Here is a 19,519-nt window from a genome sequence, read left to right as displayed (position 1 = left end):
CCCGTCCAGCGCCCCTCCCGTCCGCCTGCCCGGCGGATGCGAGGGGCGCTCGCGTGTGCAGGGCGAGCCCAGCGGCGCGCCTCCCAGGTCCCTTCCGTCCCATCGGTGACGATGGTCGCGATGACTGTGGTGGAGCGGGCCAACGATCGACGGGCCGAGCGGGGCGACGAGCACGACCTCGTGGCGTCCCGCCCGACCCTGACCCTGCGACGACTGGGGGAACTCCTCGGCGCCTCGGTCGCCGGGGCCGTCTGCGTGGCGGTCGGCGTCATCGCGGTCGCCCTGCCCACTGTGCTCGCCTGGGTCGTGGACCCGCGCAGCAGCGCCACCTTCTGGCAGACCATCGGCGTCTCGATCGACGTGTGGGCGCTGGCGCACCGCGCCCAGGTCACGACGCCTGACGCCGTGGTCGTGCTCGCGCCGCTGCTGCTCACCGCCCTGCCCCTCCTGCTGTGCTGGTATGCCGCTCGCCAGGTCGTCCTCGCCCGTCCCCACCTCGCGGGCCGGGTGCCGCGGATCGGCGGCTGGCGCTCGGCGTGGTCGGCCCTGGGAGGCTCGGACGCGTCCGCCTTCGTGCTGGGCTATCTGGGCACCGGGCTGCTGGTGGCGCACGCGGCCAGCTTCGGCATCGCGCCGGTGCGCCTGCCGAGCCTGGTGCCAGGAGCGGTGCTCGTGCCGCTGGTCGCCGTCGCCCTGGTGTGGTGGGGTGAGCACCGGCGTGAGGAGCACCCCGCCGTAGACGCCGGCCTGGCCTGGGTCGAGGGGCGCGCACCGGTCCTCGTGCGCCGCGCCGCCCCGCCCGCCATCGAGGTCCTGGTCGGGCTGGCCGCCGTGACCTTCCTGCTCGTGCTGGGCCTGCTGCTCATCCGCGGCGAGCGGATCTTCACGCTCTACGGCTCCCTCGACGCGGGGGTCGTCGGCACCGGCGTGCTCACGGTGGGTCAGCTGCTGGCCCTGCCTAACCTCATGGTCTGGTCGCTCGGGTGGCTCACGGGGTCGGGGGTCACGGTGGGCACCGTGCACGTCGGGTGGGAGCAGTCCACCCCCGGTGACCTGCCGCTGCTGCCTGTTCTCGGCGTGCTGCCCGAGCCGGGCGCGCTGCCCACCGGGATGTGGGCCATGGCGCTCGTGCCCCTCGTGGCCGGGTGCTGGATCGGCTACCGTAGCGCCGGCTCGGCCTCCCGGTTGGCGTCGTGGTGGACCAAGGCCCGGATCACCCTGGCCTCCTGCGCGATGGTGTCTGTCGTCGTGCTCGTGCTGTCCTGGTTGGCCACCGGTGGGCTGACCCCGGGCCTGCTCGGCACCGTGGGCGTCGAGCCGTGGCGGGTCGCGGGGCTGCTGCTCGCCGAGCTCGCGGTGGGCGGGATCCTCGTGATGAGCCTCCTGCACCTCACCCGTCGCCGCCTCTGAGCCGTCCCCTCCCCGATTTCGACCATGTCCTTTCGTGCCATGGCACAAAAGGACACGGTCGAAAACGGCGTAGACTCGCGCGCCGTGAGTGCTGACCGGAGCCCCGCCCGCGTCGTGGCCCTCGTGTCCGGGTCCGGCACGCTGCTCGAGGCCGTGCTGGAGGCCTCCGCCGATCCCGGGTATGCCGTGCAGGTCGTCGCTGTCGGAGCCGACCGGGAGGGGATCGAGGGGCTCGCGCGGGCCCGGCGCCGCGGCATACCGACCTTCGTCGCCCAGGTGCAGGACCACCCCGACCGGGCGGCCTGGGACGCCGCGCTCGCGGACCAGATCGCGACATACCGCCCCGACCTGGTGCTCTCGGCGGGCTTCATGAAGATCCTGGGACCAGCCGTGCTGGCGACACAGCGGGTCGTGAACACCCACCCAGCGCTGCTCCCGAGCTTTCCGGGGGCGCACGGGGTGCGCGACGCCCTCGCGCACGGGGTGACGGTCACCGGGTGCACGCTGCACGAGGTCGATGCGGGCGTCGACTCCGGCCCGATCCTGGCGCAGCGGGCCGTCGAGGTGCGGCCCGACGACACCGAGGAGAGCCTGCACGAGCGGATCAAGGTCGCCGAGCGCGAGCTGCTCGTGGCGGCGCTCCCCGGGCTCGCGCGCCGCTGAGCAGGACCTCCGCCCGACCGTAGAATTCGACCACGGGAAGTGTCGCCATGGCGCGAGAACCCGTGGTCGAATGCGGCGGGGGCGTCGCTAGACTGGCCGCACACGACTGGCGCAGGTGGGACAACCACCGGGGAGTGCACACGTCGGGCATCGCCCGCCTGGGTGTCCGCACCGTCCGTCGACGGCCCCAACCGTCGGAGCGCACCCAGGAGCGACCCACGTGAGCAGCCCCAGCACGCCCGAGTCCACCACCCCCACCCCCGACGAGCGTCGTCCGATCCGCCGCGCCCTGGTCTCGGTCTACGACAAAGCCGGGCTGGACGAGCTGGTCACCGGCCTGCACGAGCACGGCGTCGCCCTCGTCTCCACGGGTGGGTCCGCCGCCCGCATCGAGAGCCTGGGGATCCCGGTCACCCGGGTCGAGGAGCTGACCGGCTTCCCGGAGTGCCTCGACGGCCGGGTCAAGACCCTGCACCCCAGGGTGCACGCCGGCCTGCTCGCCGACACGACCAACGCCGAGCACCTGCGTCAGCTGGAGGAGCTGGGCGTGGAGGGCTTCGACCTCGTCGTCTGCAACCTCTATCCCTTCGCCGACACGGTCGCCTCCGGTGCGTCGCCGGCCGAGTGCGTCGAGCAGATCGACATCGGGGGGCCCTCGATGGTGCGCGCCTCGGCGAAGAACCACCGCAGCGTCGCCGTCGTCACGAGCCCCACGGCATACCCCGAGGTCCTGGAGGCGGCTGCCTCGGGCGGCTTCACCCTCGATCAGCGCATCGCGCTGGCCGCGCAGGCGTTCGTCCACACCGCGACGTATGACGTCGCCGTCGCCTCGTGGATGGTGGCGCACGCGCCCACGGTGCCTGACACGGATCACCGGCCCGACGGCAGCGACTTCCCCCACTGGATCGGCGCGACCTGGGACCGCGCCGCCGTGCTCCGCTACGGCGAGAACCCGCACCAGCGCGCGGCGCTCTATACGAACGGCCACCAGCCGACCCCCGGGCTGGCCCAGGCCGAGCAGCTCGGCGGCAAGGAGATGTCGTTCAACAACTATGTCGACGCCGACGCCGCCCGGCGCGCCGCCCACGACCACGGCGACCAGCCGACGGTCGCGATCATCAAGCACGCCAACCCGTGCGGGATCGCGGTCGGCGCCGACATCGCCGACGCGCACGCCAAGGCGCACGCGTGCGACCCGGTCTCGGCCTTCGGCGGCATCATCGCGACCAACCGGCCGGTGACCGAGGCGATGGCCCGGCAGGTCGCCGACGTCTTCACCGAGGTCGTCGTGGCCCCGGACTTCGAGCCCGGCGCGCTCGAGGTGCTCGGTGCCAAGAAGAACCTGCGGCTGCTGCGGGTCGCCTCGCCGCGGACCGGTGGCCTCGAGACGCGCGCCGTCGACGGCGGCCTGCTCGTGCAGGCCGTGGACGCGATCGACGCCGAGGTGGAGGGTGGCGGCGACGCCGCCGCCCGGTGGCGCCTCGTGGCGGGTGACCCCGCCGACGACGCCACGCTCGCCGACCTGCAGTTCGCCTGGCGCGCCGTGCGCGCCACCAAGTCCAACGCGATCCTGCTCGCCCGCGACGGTGCCTCCGTCGGGGTCGGTATGGGGCAGGTCAACCGGGTGGACTCGTGCCAGCTGGCGGTGCGCCGGGCAGGCGAGCGGGCCGCCGGTGCCGTGGCTGCCTCGGACGCCTTCTTCCCCTTCGCCGACGGGCTGCAGGTGCTGCTCGACGCGGGGGTGCGGGCCGTGGTGGCCCCGGGCGGGTCGATCCGGGACGAGGAGGTCGTCACCGCGGCGCAGGAGGCCGGCGTGACGATGTATGTCACGGGCACCCGCCACTTTGCCCACTGACGCGGGGCGGCAGCCGGGCGAACCGCCTCTGCTGACCCCGCTGCTGGCTGCCGCCGTCTGCGGTTGCGCCGCTGCAGTCACGGGCCAACGGCGAGCGGGCGGGCGACCTGGGGGCCCTCGGGGCGGCCACGGTGGTGGCAGACATTCGGCAGCGCCACCCTGGCCGTCCTCGGCGCTCTCACCGTCCCGGCCGCGGGGCGCATGCCGGGGCCGGTGAACGCGGACCTGCCGTGGTGGGCGTGGAGCGGGGGAGTGCTCGGGATCGTCTTCATCGTGCTGTCGGCCTGGGCGGTGCAGCACCTGCCGGTGCTCGTCTTCGTGCTGGTCACGGTGACCACCCAGCTGGCCGTCGGGGTGGCGCTCGACGCGCTGGCGCCCGGGGGTGGGGCCCTGCTGGGGCCGCAACTGCTGCTGGGTGTCGGCGTCACCCTGGTGGCCTCGGTCTGGGCGGCGCTGGCGCGACGGCGGGCGCGGGTCGCCGCCCGCGTCCGTGCCTGACCGCCCTCGTCCCGCAGATCGACCACCGTTACGCTCGTGCCATGGCGACCCTCGTGATCACCGTCATCGGAGACGACCGCCCCGGCCTGGTGAGCGCGCTCGCCGACGTGGTCGCGGAGCATGGAGGCAGCTGGGGGCGCAGCCAGCTGGCCGAGCTGGCCGGCAAGTTCGCCGGCATCGTGACCGTGGAGGTGCCCGACGAGCGGGCGGGGGAGCTGAGCGCCGCGCTCGAGGGGCTCACGGGGGTCCTGGACACCACGGTCCACACCGCCGACTCGATCACGGCCGAGGCTGCCGATGCCTCGGCGTCGCGGCCCTCCTTCCACCTCGATCTCGTGGGCAACGACCGGCCTGGGATCGTCAAGGAGATCACGGGGGTCCTGGCGGAGCAACGGGTGTCCGTCGAGGACCTGCAGACCAAGGTCGTCCCGGCCCCGCAGGCCGGGGGCGACCTCTTCGCGGCCCGCGCCAGCGTGCGCGCGCCCGAGGACGCCGACGTCTCCGGCCTGCGGGCCGCGCTCGAGCGGCTCGCCGGCGAGCTGCTCGTCGACATCAGCTTCGACGCCGACGAGCAGATCGACTGGGAGTGAGTCCCGAGACCCGACCGGGCGCCGACCTGGACGGTCCGTGCGGTGGTGAGGGACGGCATACCCGAGCAGCGGACATGCCGGGCGGGGCGGGCGAGCCGGGCTGCGGACGCCCCCTAGACTCCCGTCCATGAGCGCGACGACCCTCGACGGCAGGGCCCAGCTGGCCACGATCAAGGACGAGCTGCGGGGGCGGGTCGAGGCCCTCGCCGAGCGGGGTGTCGTGCCGGGGCTCGCGACGGTGCTCGTGGGGGACGACCCGGCGAGCGCGTGGTACGTCGGCGCCAAGCACAAGGACTGTGCCGAGATCGGCATCGCCTCGATCCGGCGGGACCTGCCGGCAGGCACGGGCCAGGACGAGGTGCTCGGCGCCGTCGACGAACTCAACGCCGACCCCGCGGTGACCGCCTTCCTGGTCCAGCAGCCGACCGGGCTCGACGAGTTCGCGATCCTCTCCCGGGTCGACCCCACCAAGGACGTCGACGGGCTGCACCCGACCAACCTCGGCTCGCTGGTCATGAACGAGCCGGCGCCGCTGCCGTGCACACCGATCGGGTGCGTCGAGCTGCTGCGGCGGTATGACGTGCCGCTGGCCGGCGCGGAGGTCGTCGTCATCGGGCGCGGTCTGACGGTCGGTCGCCCGCTGGGTCTCATCCTCACCCGACGCAGCGAGAACGCCACGGTCACCCTCTGCCACACCGGCACGCGCGACCTGGCGGCGCACACTCGGCGGGCCGACGTCGTCGTCGCCGCCGCGGGCGTGCCGGACCTCATCACGCCGGACATGGTCAAGCCGGGTGCTGCCGTGCTCGACGTTGGCGTCGCGCGGCGCGAGGGCAAGATCGCCGGTGACGTGCATCCCGACGTCGCCGAGGTCGCGGGCTGGCTCACGCCCAATCCGGGCGGGGTGGGACCGATGACACGGGCGATGCTGCTGACCAACGTCGTCGAGGCTGCGGAGCGGGCCGCGGCGGGGGCGGCCCCCGACGCGTGAGCACCGACCCCGAGGAGACCGGGTCGATCTCCGGCGCCCCGCGCCAGCCGCTGGGCGTCTGGTGGGTGGGCGTGGTCGGCGTCGTGCTCGCCGGTCTGCTCCTCGTGTCGCAGAACCTGCGTGCCTACGGGTATGCCGTCGGCGCGACCCTCCTGCTGCTCGCCCTGCTGCGGGCGATGCTCCCCGCAGATCGCGCCGGCGGTCTGGTGGTGCGAGGTCGGGTCGTCGACGTGCTCACGCTCCTGACCCTCGGCCTGGCGATCGCCGTCCTCTCCTCGACCCTGCGCCTGGGCTCCCCCTGACCGAGAGCCTCGGCTGCCGGAGCGGACAGACCAGGCTCTCGGTCAGGCTGAGCTGAGCGGGGGACGACGCGTCGTCAGACGAGGCCGAGGTCGGTGACCGTCGCGCGCTCTTCGGAGAGCTCGGCCACCGAGGCGTCGATCTTGCCGCGGGAGAAGTCGTCGATCTCGAGGCCTTGGACGATCTCCCAGTTCCCGTCGCGCGTGGTGACGGGGAAGGAGCTGATGAGCCCCTCTTCGACGCCGTAGGAGCCGTCCGACCGCACCGCCATCGAGACCCAGTCGCCCTCGGGTGAGCCGAGCAGCCAGTCGCGGGTGTGGTCGATCGTCGCCGACGCCGCGGAGGCCGCGGAGGAGGAGCCGCGGGCCTCGATGATCGCGGCGCCGCGCTTGGCGACCGTCGGGATGAAGGTGTCCTCGATCCAGGTCTGGTCGCCCACGGCCTCGGCGGCGTTGCGCCCGCCGACCTGGGCGTGGAACAGGTCGGGATACTGCGTGGCCGAGTGGTTGCCCCAGATCGTCATGTGGCTGATGTCCGTGACGGGGGAGCCGACCTTCTGGGCCAGCTGGGCGATCGCCCGGTTGTGGTCCAGCCGGGTCAGGGCGGAGAAGCGCTCGGTCGGGATGTCGGGGGCGTTGCTCATCGCGATGAGCGCGTTGGTGTTGGCCGGGTTGCCGGTCACCGTCACCCGGACGTCGTCGGCGGCGTGGTCGTTGAGCGCCTTGCCCTGGGCCGTGAAGATGGCGCCGTTGGCCTCGAGGAGGTCACCGCGCTCCATACCCTTGCTCCGCGGGCGGGCGCCCACGAGCAGGGCGACGTTGACGCCGTCGAAGACGACGTTGGGGTCGTCGCCGGTCTCGACACCGGCGAGCAGCGGGAAGGCGGAGTCGTCGAGCTCCATGACGACCCCCTCGAGCGCGCCCAGCGCCGGGGTGATCTCCAGCAGACGCAGCTCCACCGGGGTGTCCGGCCCGAGCAGCTCGCCGGAGGCGATGCGGAAGAGCAGGCTGTAGCAGATCTGGCCGGCCGCGCCGGTGACCGCGACCTTGACGGGGGTGTTCACGTGGGTGACCTTCCTCGAGGCGGACTTCGAGGGCGTCGCGCCCGCGCCAGCGTGGCGGGGCGTCAGCGCCGCTGCGGCCGACGCTAGCATCACGCCAGGGCCTGCTGACGTCGCGGTCGCGACGCGGCAGGCGGACCAGACACGGCACGAGGAGTAGGCGATGGGAATTATCGACCGGGTGCGCGAGACGCTCCAGGCGGCGGGCAGCCGCGCCGGGCAGTTGTTGCCTGGACAGCGCAACGGGCGGACCGATGCCCGCGACCGGCGGGCCCGGCCCGCCGACGAGGGGCATCAGCCCCAGGGCGCGACGCCGTTCCTGCACGAGGAGGGCGAGGCAGCTGAACGGGAGGGCGACGGTGCGTCGGCGCCGGCCCAGGCAGCCGGTCGCCGCACGCACACCCTGCAGCCGGGGGAGACGCTGGAGGACCTCGCGCAGCGGTATGCCGTGAGCGTCGAGGAGATCGTCGCGCTCAACGGGATCGAGGACGCCGAGCTCGTCTTCGCCGGCCAGGTCTTCCGGCTGCCCTGAGCCGGCGCCGACCGGGGAATTCCACCATGGGTTGTCGCGCCATGGCACGAGAAGCCGTGGTCGAACTCGTCAGCCGGTGAGGGTGTAGTCCGCCCGGGTGTGCCAGACGCCGTCGCCGTGGTGGACGTAGAGCCGGAAGCCGGAAGCAGGGTAGGAGCAGCTGAAGCCGGCGAGATCCAGGAAGGCCCGGTCGAGCTCGGCCTCGGGCAGGTCGTGCACCAGGGTGACGTGCGGGTGGTAGGGGAAGTCGAGGGCCCGGCTGACCGGCCCGGACCGCACGGCGCGCTCCAGTCGCTCGCAGTTGGCCACCCCCTTGGCGACCTGCACGAAGACGACGCCCGAGACGGGCCGGAAGGTGCCGGTGCCGCGCAGCAGCACCTCGAACGGCGCATGGGTGCGCGCCACCTCGGCCAGGTGCTCCTCGAGCGCCACCACCGCGTCGTCGTCCGCCGGGGTCGGCGGCAGCAGGGTGATGTGCGTCGGGATGTGCCTGGCGCGCTCCTCGCCGTAGCCGACCCGCAGCCGCTGCAGGTGAGAGCCCCACGGCTCGGGGACGGGGAGCGCCACGCCGACGACGGGAGTGGGGCTCGGCCGGTCAGGGAGTGCGGCAGGGCTCACGAGCGGACACCCTACCCCTCCGGGTGAGGCGCGCGGCTGGCTCAGGCGACGGACCGGGTCGCGCCGTGCACGGCCTGGGAGTAGTGGTCGACCAGCTGGTCGACCAGGGCGGGCCAGGAGCGCTCCTCCACGCGGCGGCGGCCCGCGGCGCCCATCTCCGCGCGGAGTCCGGCGGCCGCCGGACCGACCAGCGGTTCCACCGCGGCGCGCAGCGCGCCGGCCACGTCCGGGTCGAACAGATCCCCGGTGCGACCGACCTCGATGAGGTCGACCGGGCCGCCCCGGCCGGGGGCCACGACGGGCAGTCCTGCCGCGGAGGCCTCCTGCAGGGTCTGGCCGAAGGTCTCGCGGGTGCCGGTGTGGACGAAGACGTCAAAGGCGGCATAGGCCTGGGCCAGCTCCGGCCCCTCGCGCCGCCCGAGGAAGACCGCCTCGGGCATCTGGGCCTGCAGCATCTCCCGGCTCGGCCCCTCGCCGACGAGCACGAGGCGGGTGCCGGGCAGACCGGAGAGCTCGGTCAGCCGGTGCAGCTCCTTCTCCGGAGCCAGCCGACCGACATACCCCAGCACGGTCTCCCCGCGCGGCGCGAGGCGCTCCTTCAGCGCGACCGACCCGGGGTCGGCGCGTCGCTCGGGGTGGAAGAGGTCGGAGTCGACACCGCGGCCCCAGAGCGCGATGCGCGGCACCTGGTGCGCGGCCAGGTCCTCGAGCGCCGAGGTGGACGGCGCGAGGGTGAGGTCGGCCTGCTCGTGGATGCGCCGGATCCAGCGCCAGGCGGCCCGCGCCGTGAGGTCCCCCGCGGGCCCGGCGTGCTGCCGGATGTAGGACGGCATGTCGGTCTGATAGATGGCGACCGAGGGTATGCCGAGGGCCCGCGCCGCGACGAGGCCGCGGACGCCGAGGACGAAGGGTGAGGCGACGTGCATGACGTCCGGGCGGAAGCGGTGCAGCACCGTCTCGATCTCGTAGGACGGCAGACCGACCCGGAACTGCCGGACCGGCACGCTGGTCACCGTGTGGACCGGGAACCCGGCGTAGTGCTCCGGCGTCATCACCGGGCTCCACGGGCTGGTCCCTGGCGCGATGACGAGCGCGTCGTGCCCCTGGGCGCGCAGGCACTCCAGCACCTTGCACACGCTCGTGGTGACGCCGTTGAGGGCTGGGAGGAAGGACTCGGTGACGATCGCGACCCGCACGTGCTCCAGCCTGGGGGCGCTCGGTGAGTCGGCGGCGGCGTCGGGGGGTGTGTCGGATGACCGGCGGGTGACGAGCGGATGGCCGATGCCGTCGCGGAGTCGGCGACGGGCTCCACGGGTGGGGTGGTCCGGCGGTCGGCGGGCTGGTTCGGTGCTCAGGTCAGGTCCTCCCGGCCCAGCCGCTGCAGGGTCGCGACGACCGAGCGCACGTCCTGGCAGCGGTCCCGGGTCGTCACGAGCAGTGCGTCCGGAGTGTCGACAACCACGACGTCACGCAGACCCAGGGTCACCACGGTGCGGCCGCCGTGCGCCGCGACGATGCCCGTCGTGTCCTCGCCGACGACCTGGCTCTGCGCCCCGAGCACCCGCAGCCCTGGGTGCTCGGTGCTCTCCTCGAGCAGGGTGGCCAGCGAGGCGAAGTCACCCACGTCGTCCCATCCGAACCCGGCCGGGACGACCGCCACGCGGCCCGCCTCGGCCGCCGGCTCGGCCACGGCGTGGTCGATCGCGATCTTGGTCAGCGACCCCCACAGCTGGGAGAGCTGGCCCGGGTCGGCGGCGATCTGGCGCAGCAGCCGGGTCATCTCGGGGTGCTCGTCGGCGAGCAGGTCCAGCAGCGTGGTCGCGCGGACGACGAAGATGCCGGCGTTCCACAGGTAGTCGCCGTCGGCGAGGTAGTCCTCGGCGCGGGAGCGCTCCGGCTTCTCGACGAATGCCTGGACGTGCCGGACGGTCGGCGCCTCGGCGAGCGACCGGGTGTCGCCGACGCGGATGTAGCCGAACCCGGTCGCGGGATAGGTGGGCTGGATGCCCAACGTGACCAGCGCTCCGGCACGGGCGGCGACCACCGCCTGCCGGACGCACTCGGCGAAGAGCTCCTGGTCGTCGATGACGTGATCGGCCGCGAAGGAGCCGAGGATCGCGTCCGGGTCGCGCCGCTCCAGCACCGCGGCCGCCAGCCCGATCGCGGGCATGGAGTCGCGCGGGGCCGGCTCGCGCAGCAGGTCGGCGGGACCGAGGTGCGGCAGCTGCTCGCGCACGGCCTCGGCGTGCCGGGCGCCGGTGACGACCAGCATCCGGTCGCCCACGAGCGGCGCCAGCCGGTCTGCCGTGGCCTGCAGGAGGGACCGGCCGCTGCCGGTGAGGTCGTGCAGGAACTTGGGCGAGGCCTTCCGGGAGAGCGGCCACAGCCGGGTCCCGACGCCACCGGCCGGGATGACGGCGGTGAGGTCGGACAGCTCGGCCCGCAGGTCCTCGGCCGGGGTCGCCCCGGCTCGGCTGGGGGTGCTCACCCGCTCCAGTCTAGGGTGCTTCCATGCCCGATCCCGGAGCCTCGCCGACCGTGCGCCGCGCCACCGCCGCGGCCCTGCGCTCGGCCGGGCGGACGGCATACCGTCACGTGGCGCGACCCGCCCTGTGGCGGCTGGACGTCGAGCGCGCCCACCACGGCACCGTCGCTGCCGCGCAGGTCCTCGGCAGCACCCCCGTCACGCGGGCGCTCGCCGGATTCGGTGGGTATGCCGTGGAGCCGGGGCCCGAGGTCGAGCTGCTCGGGCTGCGCTTCCCGCACCGGGTGGGGCTGGCTGCGGGTATGGACAAGGACGGGCGCGGGGTGGCGACCTGGGGAACGCTGGGCTTCGGCCACGTGGAGCTCGGCACGGTCACCGCCCGGCCGCAGCCGGGCAATCCGCGCCCTCGCCTGGTGCGCCTGCCCGAGAGCGGCGCGGTGATCAACCGGATGGGCTTCAACAACGAGGGCGTCCACGCCCTCGCGGCCCGGCTGCGCGAGGCCCGCGAGGCCGGGCTGGTCCGGATCCCGGTGGGGGTGAGCATCGGCAAGAGCAAGGTCACGCCCGTGGAGGACGCGGTGGCGGACTACCTCGTGTCGGTGGGGGAGCTGGCCGGTCTCGCGGACTACCTCGCGGTCAACGTGTCCTCGCCGAACACCCCGGGGCTACGCTCGCTGCAGGACGCGGGGCCGCTGCGTGAGCTGCTGGGCGAGGTCGTGGGAGCGGCGGACGTCCCCGTGCTGGTCAAGCTGGCGCCGGACCTCGGGGACCGGGCGCTGGAGGAGGCCGTCGAGGTGGCGGTCGAGGCGGGCTGCGGTGGGCTCATCGCCACCAACACCACGCTGTCGCGCGACGGTGTGGCGCTCACCGAGCGGGAGCGTGCCGGGGCGGAGTCCGGCGGGCTGTCCGGGGCGCCGCTCAGGTTGCGTGCCCGCGAGGTGGTGCGCCGGGTGCGTTCGCTCACGGCACTGCCCCTCATCGGCGTGGGGGGTGTCATGACCGGGGCGGACGCCGCGGCGCTGAGGGAGGCGGGTGCCGACCTGGTGCAGCTCTACACCGGTGTCGTGTATGCCGGACCCTCCCTCGTCGGTGACGCCGTCGCCGCGACCCGCTGACCCCGCCCCTCTTCGACGATTTCGACCACGGAAGTCGCGCCGGGGCTCGAATTCCCGTGGTCGACATCGGGGAGCAGGCGGATGCCGCGGGCCGCCACCCTCCGCGTATCCTGAGGAGTTGACCGCATCCCCACCCGGAGAGAGACGTTGAAGACCGACGCCACGAGCCCCCTGGGCCAGACCGCCGCACCCGTCCCGAGCAGCCTCTCCGAGGTGCTGCGCCGGGTCGAGGAGGAGGTCGACGCCCGCGGGCCACAGCTGCAGGCCTGGCGTCGCGACGTCCACCGCCACCCCGAGATCTGCTGGGAGGAGCGGCGCACCACCGAGCTCGTCGCGGGCGTCCTGTCGGGGACGGGGGCACGGGTGCGCACGCTGCCCGGGACCGGTGCCTTCGTCGACATCGGGCACCCCGACCCCGAGGTGACGATCGGGCTGCGCGCCGATCTGGACGCGCTGCCGATCGAGGAGATCACCGGGTTGCCCTTCGCCTCCCAGAACCCGGGCGCCTGCCACGCATGCGGGCATGACGTGCATACCGTCGGTCTGCTCGGCGCCGGGCTTGCGCTGGAGGCGCTCTCGGAGGAGCTCGTGGCGCGCCGGGCCGCGGTCCGCCTCGTCTTCCAGCCCGCCGAGGAGACCCACCCCGGCGGCGCCCTGCGCGTCATGGAGCAGGGAGCGCTCGTCGATGTCGACCGCATGCTCGCCGTGCACTGCGACCCCTCGATCGACGTGGGCACCGTCGGCCTGCGCGTCGGGCCGATCACGGCGGCCTCCGACCAGGTCCACGTCGTCATCACCGGGCGCGGCGGGCATACCTCGCGGCCGCACCTGACCCAGGACATCACGTATGCCCTCGCCAAGGTGGTCACCGAGGTGCCGGCGGCGCTGACCCGCCGGCTCGACCCCCGCGCCGCGGCGGTGCTCGTGTGGGGGGTCGTGCGCTCCGGCTCGGCCGCCAACGTCATCCCCGCGCAGGGGGAGGCGATCGGCACGCTGCGGATGCTGGACGCCGAGCTGTGGGAGGTCGTCGAGCCGATCTTCACGGAGATCGTCCAGGCGGTGGTGGCGCCCTACGGCGTGCAGGCCACGGTGCGATACACCAAGGGCGTGCCCCCGGTCGACAACGAGAACTCCTCGGTGGTGGCCTTCTCCAAGGCGGCGATGATGATGCTCGGGGCCGGGGCGGTGCGGCCGACCAAGCAGTCGATGGGCGGGGAGGACCTGGGGTGGTATCTCCAGGAGATCCCCGGCGCGATGGCGCGGCTCGGCACCCGGACGCCGGGTGGCCCGACCTACGAGCTGCACCAGGGCGACCTCGTCGTCGACGACGACGCCGTGCTCGTCGGGGCCAAGCTGCTCGCGGGCACCGTGTTCACCACGCTGGCGGCCGACGCCGGGGGGCAGTGAGCGGCATACCGCGCGTCCGGTGTGGGCGGAACGCGCGTCTGGTGGGCGCAGAACGTGCGGTCGGTCGGGGGTCGGGGACGCAGGACGTGCGACGCAGTGGAGGGTGCGCCGAGGGTATGCCGTGACTCACGGTGCCGCAGTGACGGCTGTGGCGATCGAGGTCACGACTTCGTCACTCTTTGCTGACGCACCCGTCATCTGTGCGCTACTCGGCCGTAGCAACCGTTAGCATCGCTTCGTCATCACCCCTTGGACGAAGGAGTTCCCGTGCGTCGGGTCCTGAAGTTTGCGACCGCCGGTGCGGCGGCCACCCTTGTCCTCGCCGCGTGCGGCGAGGCCCCCACCGAGAACGAGTCGGATGCAGGGTCCGACGCGGGCTCTGAGGAGTCGGAGGCAGCCGACGACGGCGCCGACTCGAGCGAGGCCGCCGGCGGCGATGCTTCCGCCGACGACTTCTCCGCCTGCATGGTCTCCGACGCCGGTGGGTTCGACGACCAGTCGTTCAACCAGTCCGGCAAGGAGGGCCTGGACGCCGCGGCCGAGGCCCTCGGCATCGAGACCACCGAGGTCGAGTCCCAGGCCGACACCGACTACGCCACCAACGTCTCCAACCTGGTCTCCCAGGGCTGCTCCATCACCATCGGTGTCGGCTTCCTGCTCGAGGACGCGATCCAGTCGGCGGCGGAAAGCAACCCGGACACCAACTTCGCCCTCATCGACTCCTCGTTCAGCGACGCCGACTTCAACCCGGTGGAGCTCGACAACGCCAAGCCGATCCTCTTCAACACCGCGGAGGCCAGCTTCCTGGCCGGCTACCTCGCGGCGGGCATGACGGAGACCGGCACGGTCGCCACCTTCGGTGGTCTGCAGATCCCCTCGGTGTCCGTCTTCATGGACGGCTTCGCCGACGGTGTCGACAAGTACAACGAGGACGAGGGCACCGACGTCCAGCTGCTCGGCTGGGACAAGGAGGCCCAGGACGGCTCCTTCTCCGGTGACTTCGACAACCAGAGCCAGGGCCAGACCCTGACCGAGCAGTTCATCTCCCAGGGCGCCGACATCATCATGCCGGTCGCCGGCCCCGTTGGCCTCGGTGCCGCCGCGGCCGCCGAGGGCGAGGAGGGCGTCAAGATCATCTGGGTCGACTCCGACGGCTACCTCACCGCGTCCGAGTACTCCAGCCTCATGCTCACCTCGGTCATGAAGCAGATCGGCCCGGCCGTCGAGACCACGATCACCGAGACCGTGGACGGTGGCTTCTCCAACGAGCCCTACGTCGGCACGCTGGAGAACGAGGGCGTCGGCCTGGCGCCCTACCACGACTTCGAGGGCGAGGTCCCCGAGGAGCTGACGGCTCAGATCGAGGAGTACAAGCAGCAGATCATCTCCGGCGACCTCGTCATCGAGTCCGAGAACAGCCCGCAGCAGTAAGGCCCCCGAGGTCACCGTCGTCGGTCTGACGATCGGCTGACACACCAGGTAGCGGCCCGGCCCGACGGGGCTGGGCCGCTACGCTGTCCCCCGCACGACCCGAGGCGCACGGCATACCCCTCAGGTGTCGCCTCGTCCACCCTCCCGTGAGGTGCGCATGAAGCAGGAAACCCGATGAAGCTCGAGCTCCAGGGCATCACCAAGGTCTTCGGGTCGCTGGTCGCCAACGACCACATCGACCTCGTGGTCGAGCCCGGCGAGATCCACGCCCTGCTGGGCGAGAACGGTGCCGGCAAGTCGACGCTGATGAACGTCCTCTACGGCCTCTACGACCCGGACGACGGCCAGATCCTGCTCGACGACGAGCCGGTGACCTTCAAGGGACCTGGTGACGCCGTGGCGGCCGGCATCGGCATGGTGCACCAGCACTTCATGCTCGTGCCGGTCTTCACCGTCGCCGAGTCAGTGGCGCTGGGCTACGAGCCCGCCGGGCCGGGCGGCGTGCTCAAGCTGGAGGAGGCGCGGCGCCGGGTGACCGAGATCTCCGACCGCTTCGGCTTCCACGTCGACCCCGACGCCCGCATCGAGGACCTGCCGGTCGGCGTCCAGCAGCGGGTCGAGATCATCAAAGCCCTCTCCCGCGACGCCAAGATCCTCATCCTGGACGAGCCGACCGCCGTGCTCACCCCGCAGGAGACCGACGAGCTGATCGGCATCATGGGCGAGCTCAAGGAGGCCGGCACCTCCATCGTCTTCATCACCCACAAGCTCCGCGAGGTCCGGGCGATCGCCGACCGGATCACCGTCATCCGGCGCGGGAAGGTCGTGGGGGAGGCCAGCCCCAGCTCGACCGAGACCGAGCTCGCCTCGCTCATGGTCGGTCGCTCGGTCAACCTCACCGTGGACAAGGAGCCGGCGCAGCCCGGTGACGCCGCCTTCTCCGTCGACGGGCTCTCGGTGGTGGCCGACAACGGCACCGTGCTCGTCGATGACATCAGCTTCGAGGTGCGCAGCGGAGAGATCCTCTGCGTCGCCGGCGTGCAGGGTAACGGCCAGACCGAGCTCGCCGAGGTCATCCTCGGCCTCGAGGAGGCCGACGCCGGCCGGCTGACCCTGGACGGGGAGGACCTGCGCGGCCTGGGGGTCAAGCAGCGGCTTCGGGCCGGCATCGGGTTCGTCCCGGAGGACCGGTCCACCGACGGCGTCGTCCCGAGCTTCTCCATTGCGGAGAACCTCGTCCTCGACCTCTACGACACCGAGCCCTTCGCCAAGGGCATCTCGATGAGCCCCGCGACCGTCGCGAGCAACGCCGAGCAGCGCACCGAGGAGTTCGACGTGCGCTACACCTCGGTGCAGGACCCCATCTCCACGCTCTCGGGCGGCAACGCCCAGAAGGTGGTGCTGGCCCGTGAGATGTCGCGGCCGCTGCGCCTGCTCGTCGCCTCCCAGCCCACCCGTGGCCTCGACGTCGGCTCGATCGAGTTCGTGCACCAGCGGATCGTGCGGGAGCGCGACAACGGCACTCCCGTCGTCATCGTCTCCACCGAGCTGGACGAGGTGCTCGGGCTGGCCGACCGGATCGCGGTGATGTATCGCGGCCGCATCATCGGTGTCGTCGACGCCGTGGGGGAGGACGGCACCCCCGTCAACCGCGACGTGCTCGGCCTCATGATGGCCGGCGTCCCGCTCGAGGACGCGCAGGCCCAGGCCGCCGAGCACCACTCCGTCCTGGGCCGGGCCGACCTGGACGGCGACGGCATACCGGATGAGCGGCAGCGCCACGGACGACCAGCCGAGCACACCGACCCTGCGACCACGGAGGAGGCGCCGTGAGCGACGACAACCAGCCCCATGGGTCGGACGCGGGCGAGGAGCAGTCCGTCGCCGCCACCCCGCCGGGGGAGACCGGCGCCGAAAATGCTGCGCACTCCGAGGAGACCGTCGAGACCGGCGAGCAGCCGGACGGTGGCGGCCCCACCCTGCGTGAGCAGGAGCGCCCCTCGGTGCTCTACCAGATCATGTCCGGCAGCGCCCTCATGTCGGTGCTGGCCGTCGTGCTCGCGCTCCTCATCGGCGGGCTGCTCATCGCCTTCGCCAACGAGGACACCCGGGAGGCGGCGACCTACTTCTTCGCCCGGCCGCTGGACACGATCTCCGCCGGATGGACGGCGATGACCGACGCCTACATCGCGATGTTCCGCGGCTCGGTCTTCGACTGGCAGGCCTCGACCTTCGCCGGGATGATCAAGCCGCTCACCGAGTCGATGGTCTTCGCGGTGCCGCTGATCCTGGCCGGGCTCGGCATCGCGATCGGCTTCCGCGCCGGGCTGTTCAACATCGGGGCCCAGGGCCAGATCATCGTCGGTGCCATCGTCGCCGCGTGGCTGGGCTTCGCCGTCGACCTGCCGGTCGTGGTGCACCTGCTCGTGGCGATCCTCGGTGGCCTCATCGGCGGTGCCGTCTGGGGCGGCATCCCGGGCGTGCTCAAGGCCCGCTTCGGAGCCAACGAGGTGATTGTCACGATCATGCTCAACTACATCGCGGTCTACCTCATCAGCTACATGCTCAAGCAGCCCGGCTTCAACCCCGGGCGCACCGGGCAGCGCAGCCCGGAGGTGGCGGCAGAGGCGACCTATCCGCTGCTCGTGCCGCAGTGGCTGTGGCCCGACAACGGCTTCCGGCTGCACTGGGGCTTCGTCGTCGCGATCCTGGCCACGATCTTCGTCTGGTGGCTCATGGAGCGCTCGACGATCGGCTTCCAGATCCGCGCGGTCGGGGCCAACCCAGCCGCGGCGCGGACCGCCGGCATGTCGGTCGGGCGGATCACCGTGATCACGATGGTCCTCGCGGGGGCGCTCGCCGGGCTGGCCGCCACGGGGCAGGTGCTCGGCACCGAGCGCTCGCTGACGGCCGGGGTCGCGGCCTCCTTCGGGTTCGACGCGATCACCGTGGCTCTGCTCGGTCGGTCGCGGCCGTGGGGCACCTTCTTCGCCGGGTTGCTCTTCGGGGCGCTCAAGGCCGGTGGCTTCCTCATGCAGTCGTTGACGGCGACACCGATCGACATCGTGCTGGTCGTGCAGTCGCTCATCGTGCTCTTCATCGCGGCGCCGCCGCTGGTCCGGACCGTCTTCCGACTCCCTGACCCTGATCGACCGCGCCGGCGCCGACGCGCCCCGGCGAAGACCCAGGAGGCGGCGGCATGAGCACCAGCACCGAGCCCCAGCACGACTCCCAGCCGGCGAGCCCGTCGGACGCCTCCGGCACCACGCGGTCCTCTCGCAAGGTGAGTCTCAAGACCACGATCGTGTATGGCCTCGCCGCCCTGGTGACGCTGCTCGCGTGGGTGCTCCGCACCCCGGCGGACGTCGTCACCACCTTCCAGCTCGGCGCCAGCAGCGACATGATCCGCATCCCCAACATCCCCGCGCCCTCGCTGGTGACGCTGCTCGTCTTCCTCGTGGTCATGCTGGCCGCCCTCGTGTGGTCGGTGCTGCGCTACCGCGCGCGGCGGCCGGTGCCGGTCTGGCTGCACGTCATCGTCGGCGTCGCCTTCGTCCTGGCGTTCCTCACCTACATCGGCGCGGGCGAGCGCACCGTCATCCCCATGGTGGCGCTGCTGCAGGGCGCCCTGGCCCTGTCGGTGCCGCTCGTCTTCGGCGCCATGTCCGGCGTCATCTGCGAGCGCTCGGGCATCATCAACATCGCCATCGAGGGGCAGCTGCTCTTCGGCGCCTTCGCGGGCGCCGTGATCGCCTCGGCGGTCGGGTCCGGCTACGCCGGGCTCATCGCCGCGCCGATCGCCGGTGGCCTCGTGGGCGCGGCGCTCGCGTGGTTCGCGGTGAGCTTCCGGGTCAACCAGATCATCGTCGGCGTCGTGCTCAACACGCTCATCATCGGCCTGACCGGCTTCCTGTTCTCCACCGTGCTCTCGGACAACAAGGAGCTGTGGAACTCGCGCCAGCCGTTGCCGCGGATCCCGGTCCCGCTGCTGTCCGACCTTCCGGTGATCGGCCCGGTGCTCTTCAACCAGACGATCCTGGTCTACCTCATGTATGCCCTCGTCTTCGGGCTGCAGTTCATGCTCTTCCGCAGCCGCTGGGGGCTGCGCACCCGCGCCGTGGGGGAGCACCCCAAGGCGGCGGACACGGTGGGCATCAAGGTCAACGTCCGGCGGGTGTGGAACACCATCCTGGGTGGCGCGATCGCCGGCCTGGGTGGTGCGTTCTTCACCGTCGGGTCCGGGCTCGCCTTCGGGCGGGAGATGAGCGCCGGGCAGGGTTACATCGCGCTGGCGGCGATGATCCTGGGCAAGTGGAATCCGTGGGGTGCGGTCATGGCCGCACTGCTCTTCGGCTTCTCCAAGAACCTCGGCAACGTGCTCTCCACCACAGGTGCGGGTGTGCCGTCGGAGCTGCTGCTCATGCTGCCCTACGTCATCACCATCCTCGCCGTCGCCGGCTTCGTCGGGCGGGTCCGCCCGCCGGCCGCGGAGGGCGTGCCCTACACCAAGAGCTGAGCCGGACGTCCCGGTGATCCGGGCGAGCGGCATACCGGAACCATCGAG

General features: G+C 72.5%; 18 protein-coding genes and 1 riboswitch. Of the genes, 14 read left to right on the top strand and 4 right to left on the bottom strand.

Going from position 1 to position 19,519, the window contains the following annotated elements; translation table 11 throughout:
• Positions 1 to 120: 120 nt before the first annotated feature.
• The 7 genes from AC5PYY_RS15505 (at position 121) to AC5PYY_RS15475 (ending at position 6,309) form a co-directional block, all read left to right on the top strand.
• Positions 121 to 1,410 carry a cell division protein PerM gene (locus AC5PYY_RS15505; protein WP_493897677.1) on the top strand — a complete coding sequence of 430 codons (1,290 nt, stop codon included), beginning with the start codon at positions 121 to 123 and terminating at the stop codon, positions 1,408 to 1,410.
• 84 nt (positions 1,411 to 1,494) lie between these two features.
• Positions 1,495 to 2,073 carry a phosphoribosylglycinamide formyltransferase gene (gene purN, locus AC5PYY_RS15500; protein ID WP_493897676.1) on the top strand — a complete coding sequence of 193 codons (579 nt, stop codon included), beginning with the start codon at positions 1,495 to 1,497 and terminating at the stop codon, positions 2,071 to 2,073.
• Positions 2,074 to 2,165: 92 nt separating this feature from the next.
• Positions 2,166 to 2,244, top strand: a riboswitch (ZMP/ZTP riboswitch).
• 49 nt (positions 2,245 to 2,293) lie between these two features.
• Positions 2,294 to 3,928, top strand: coding sequence for a bifunctional phosphoribosylaminoimidazolecarboxamide formyltransferase/IMP cyclohydrolase (gene purH / locus AC5PYY_RS15495; RefSeq protein WP_493897675.1), 1,635 nt, complete (start codon positions 2,294 to 2,296; stop codon positions 3,926 to 3,928).
• A 63-nt stretch (positions 3,929 to 3,991) separates the two neighbouring features.
• On the top strand, positions 3,992 to 4,426 hold the full coding sequence (locus tag AC5PYY_RS15490) for a DMT family transporter (protein WP_493897674.1): 435 nt from the start codon (positions 3,992 to 3,994) through the stop codon (positions 4,424 to 4,426).
• A 41-nt stretch (positions 4,427 to 4,467) separates the two neighbouring features.
• Positions 4,468 to 5,016 (top strand): glycine cleavage system transcriptional repressor, encoded by a 549-nt coding sequence (locus AC5PYY_RS15485; RefSeq protein ID WP_493897673.1) that lies wholly within the window; start codon positions 4,468 to 4,470, stop codon positions 5,014 to 5,016.
• A gap of 127 nt (positions 5,017 to 5,143) precedes the next feature.
• Positions 5,144 to 6,007, top strand: coding sequence for a bifunctional methylenetetrahydrofolate dehydrogenase/methenyltetrahydrofolate cyclohydrolase (locus AC5PYY_RS15480; protein WP_493897672.1), 864 nt, complete (start codon positions 5,144 to 5,146; stop codon positions 6,005 to 6,007).
• The gene (locus tag AC5PYY_RS15475) at positions 6,004 to 6,309 is read left to right on the top strand and encodes a DUF3017 domain-containing protein (RefSeq protein WP_493897671.1); all 306 of its coding nucleotides are present in this window, start codon (positions 6,004 to 6,006) and stop codon (positions 6,307 to 6,309) included. The genes AC5PYY_RS15480 and AC5PYY_RS15475 overlap by 4 nt, the downstream gene beginning before the upstream one ends.
• A 74-nt stretch (positions 6,310 to 6,383) precedes the next feature.
• Here AC5PYY_RS15475 and AC5PYY_RS15470 read toward each other — a convergent pair whose 3' ends face one another.
• Entirely contained in the window at positions 6,384 to 7,370 is a 987-nt protein-coding gene (locus AC5PYY_RS15470) for a malate dehydrogenase (protein ID WP_493897670.1), read from the bottom strand.
• A gap of 160 nt (positions 7,371 to 7,530) precedes the next feature.
• Between AC5PYY_RS15470 and AC5PYY_RS15465 the strand changes: the two genes are divergently transcribed.
• Complete coding sequence (locus tag AC5PYY_RS15465) at positions 7,531 to 7,899, top strand: LysM peptidoglycan-binding domain-containing protein (RefSeq protein WP_493897669.1); 369 nt, start codon at positions 7,531 to 7,533, stop codon at positions 7,897 to 7,899.
• A 69-nt stretch (positions 7,900 to 7,968) separates the two neighbouring features.
• On the opposite strand, the gene AC5PYY_RS15460 is transcribed toward AC5PYY_RS15465, so the two are convergent.
• From AC5PYY_RS15460 to AC5PYY_RS15450, 3 genes are all read right to left on the bottom strand, one after another.
• A complete protein-coding gene (locus AC5PYY_RS15460) occupies positions 7,969 to 8,517 on the bottom strand; it encodes a 2'-5' RNA ligase family protein (RefSeq protein WP_493897668.1) in 549 nt (182 codons plus the stop codon).
• Positions 8,518 to 8,558: 41 nt separating this feature from the next.
• Complete coding sequence (locus AC5PYY_RS15455; RefSeq protein WP_493897667.1) at positions 8,559 to 9,713, bottom strand: glycosyltransferase family 4 protein; 1,155 nt, start codon at positions 9,711 to 9,713, stop codon at positions 8,559 to 8,561.
• Positions 9,714 to 9,868: 155 nt separating this feature from the next.
• Complete coding sequence (locus tag AC5PYY_RS15450; protein WP_493897666.1) at positions 9,869 to 11,005, bottom strand: mannose-1-phosphate guanylyltransferase; 1,137 nt, start codon at positions 11,003 to 11,005, stop codon at positions 9,869 to 9,871.
• 23 nt (positions 11,006 to 11,028) lie between these two features.
• Between AC5PYY_RS15450 and AC5PYY_RS15445 the strand changes: the two genes are divergently transcribed.
• From AC5PYY_RS15445 to AC5PYY_RS15420, 6 genes are all read left to right on the top strand, one after another.
• The gene (locus tag AC5PYY_RS15445; RefSeq protein WP_493897665.1) at positions 11,029 to 12,117 is read left to right on the top strand and encodes a quinone-dependent dihydroorotate dehydrogenase; all 1,089 of its coding nucleotides are present in this window, start codon (positions 11,029 to 11,031) and stop codon (positions 12,115 to 12,117) included.
• Between the two features lie 147 nt (positions 12,118 to 12,264).
• Positions 12,265 to 13,524: an amidohydrolase gene (locus AC5PYY_RS15440; protein WP_493897664.1), complete on the top strand. Its 1,260-nt coding sequence runs from the start codon at positions 12,265 to 12,267 to the stop codon at positions 13,522 to 13,524.
• Positions 13,525 to 13,791: 267 nt separating this feature from the next.
• Entirely contained in the window at positions 13,792 to 14,955 is a 1,164-nt protein-coding gene (locus tag AC5PYY_RS15435; RefSeq protein WP_493897663.1) for a BMP family lipoprotein, read from the top strand.
• 174 nt (positions 14,956 to 15,129) lie between these two features.
• Positions 15,130 to 16,788: an ABC transporter ATP-binding protein gene (locus tag AC5PYY_RS15430; RefSeq protein WP_493897662.1), complete on the top strand. Its 1,659-nt coding sequence runs from the start codon at positions 15,130 to 15,132 to the stop codon at positions 16,786 to 16,788.
• Positions 16,785 to 18,158: an ABC transporter permease gene (locus tag AC5PYY_RS15425; RefSeq protein WP_493897661.1), complete on the top strand. Its 1,374-nt coding sequence runs from the start codon at positions 16,785 to 16,787 to the stop codon at positions 18,156 to 18,158. The genes AC5PYY_RS15430 and AC5PYY_RS15425 overlap by 4 nt, the downstream gene beginning before the upstream one ends.
• Positions 18,155 to 19,471, top strand: coding sequence for an ABC transporter permease (locus AC5PYY_RS15420; RefSeq protein ID WP_493897660.1), 1,317 nt, complete (start codon positions 18,155 to 18,157; stop codon positions 19,469 to 19,471). The genes AC5PYY_RS15425 and AC5PYY_RS15420 overlap by 4 nt, the downstream gene beginning before the upstream one ends.
• The last annotated feature ends 48 nt before the right edge of the window (positions 19,472 to 19,519 follow it).

The sequence above is a fragment of the Serinicoccus sp. JS2-9 genome (genome assembly GCF_059025165.1).
Note: the sequence above shows the minus strand (reverse complement) of the source record. Positions and strands in the feature narration are given on the sequence as shown.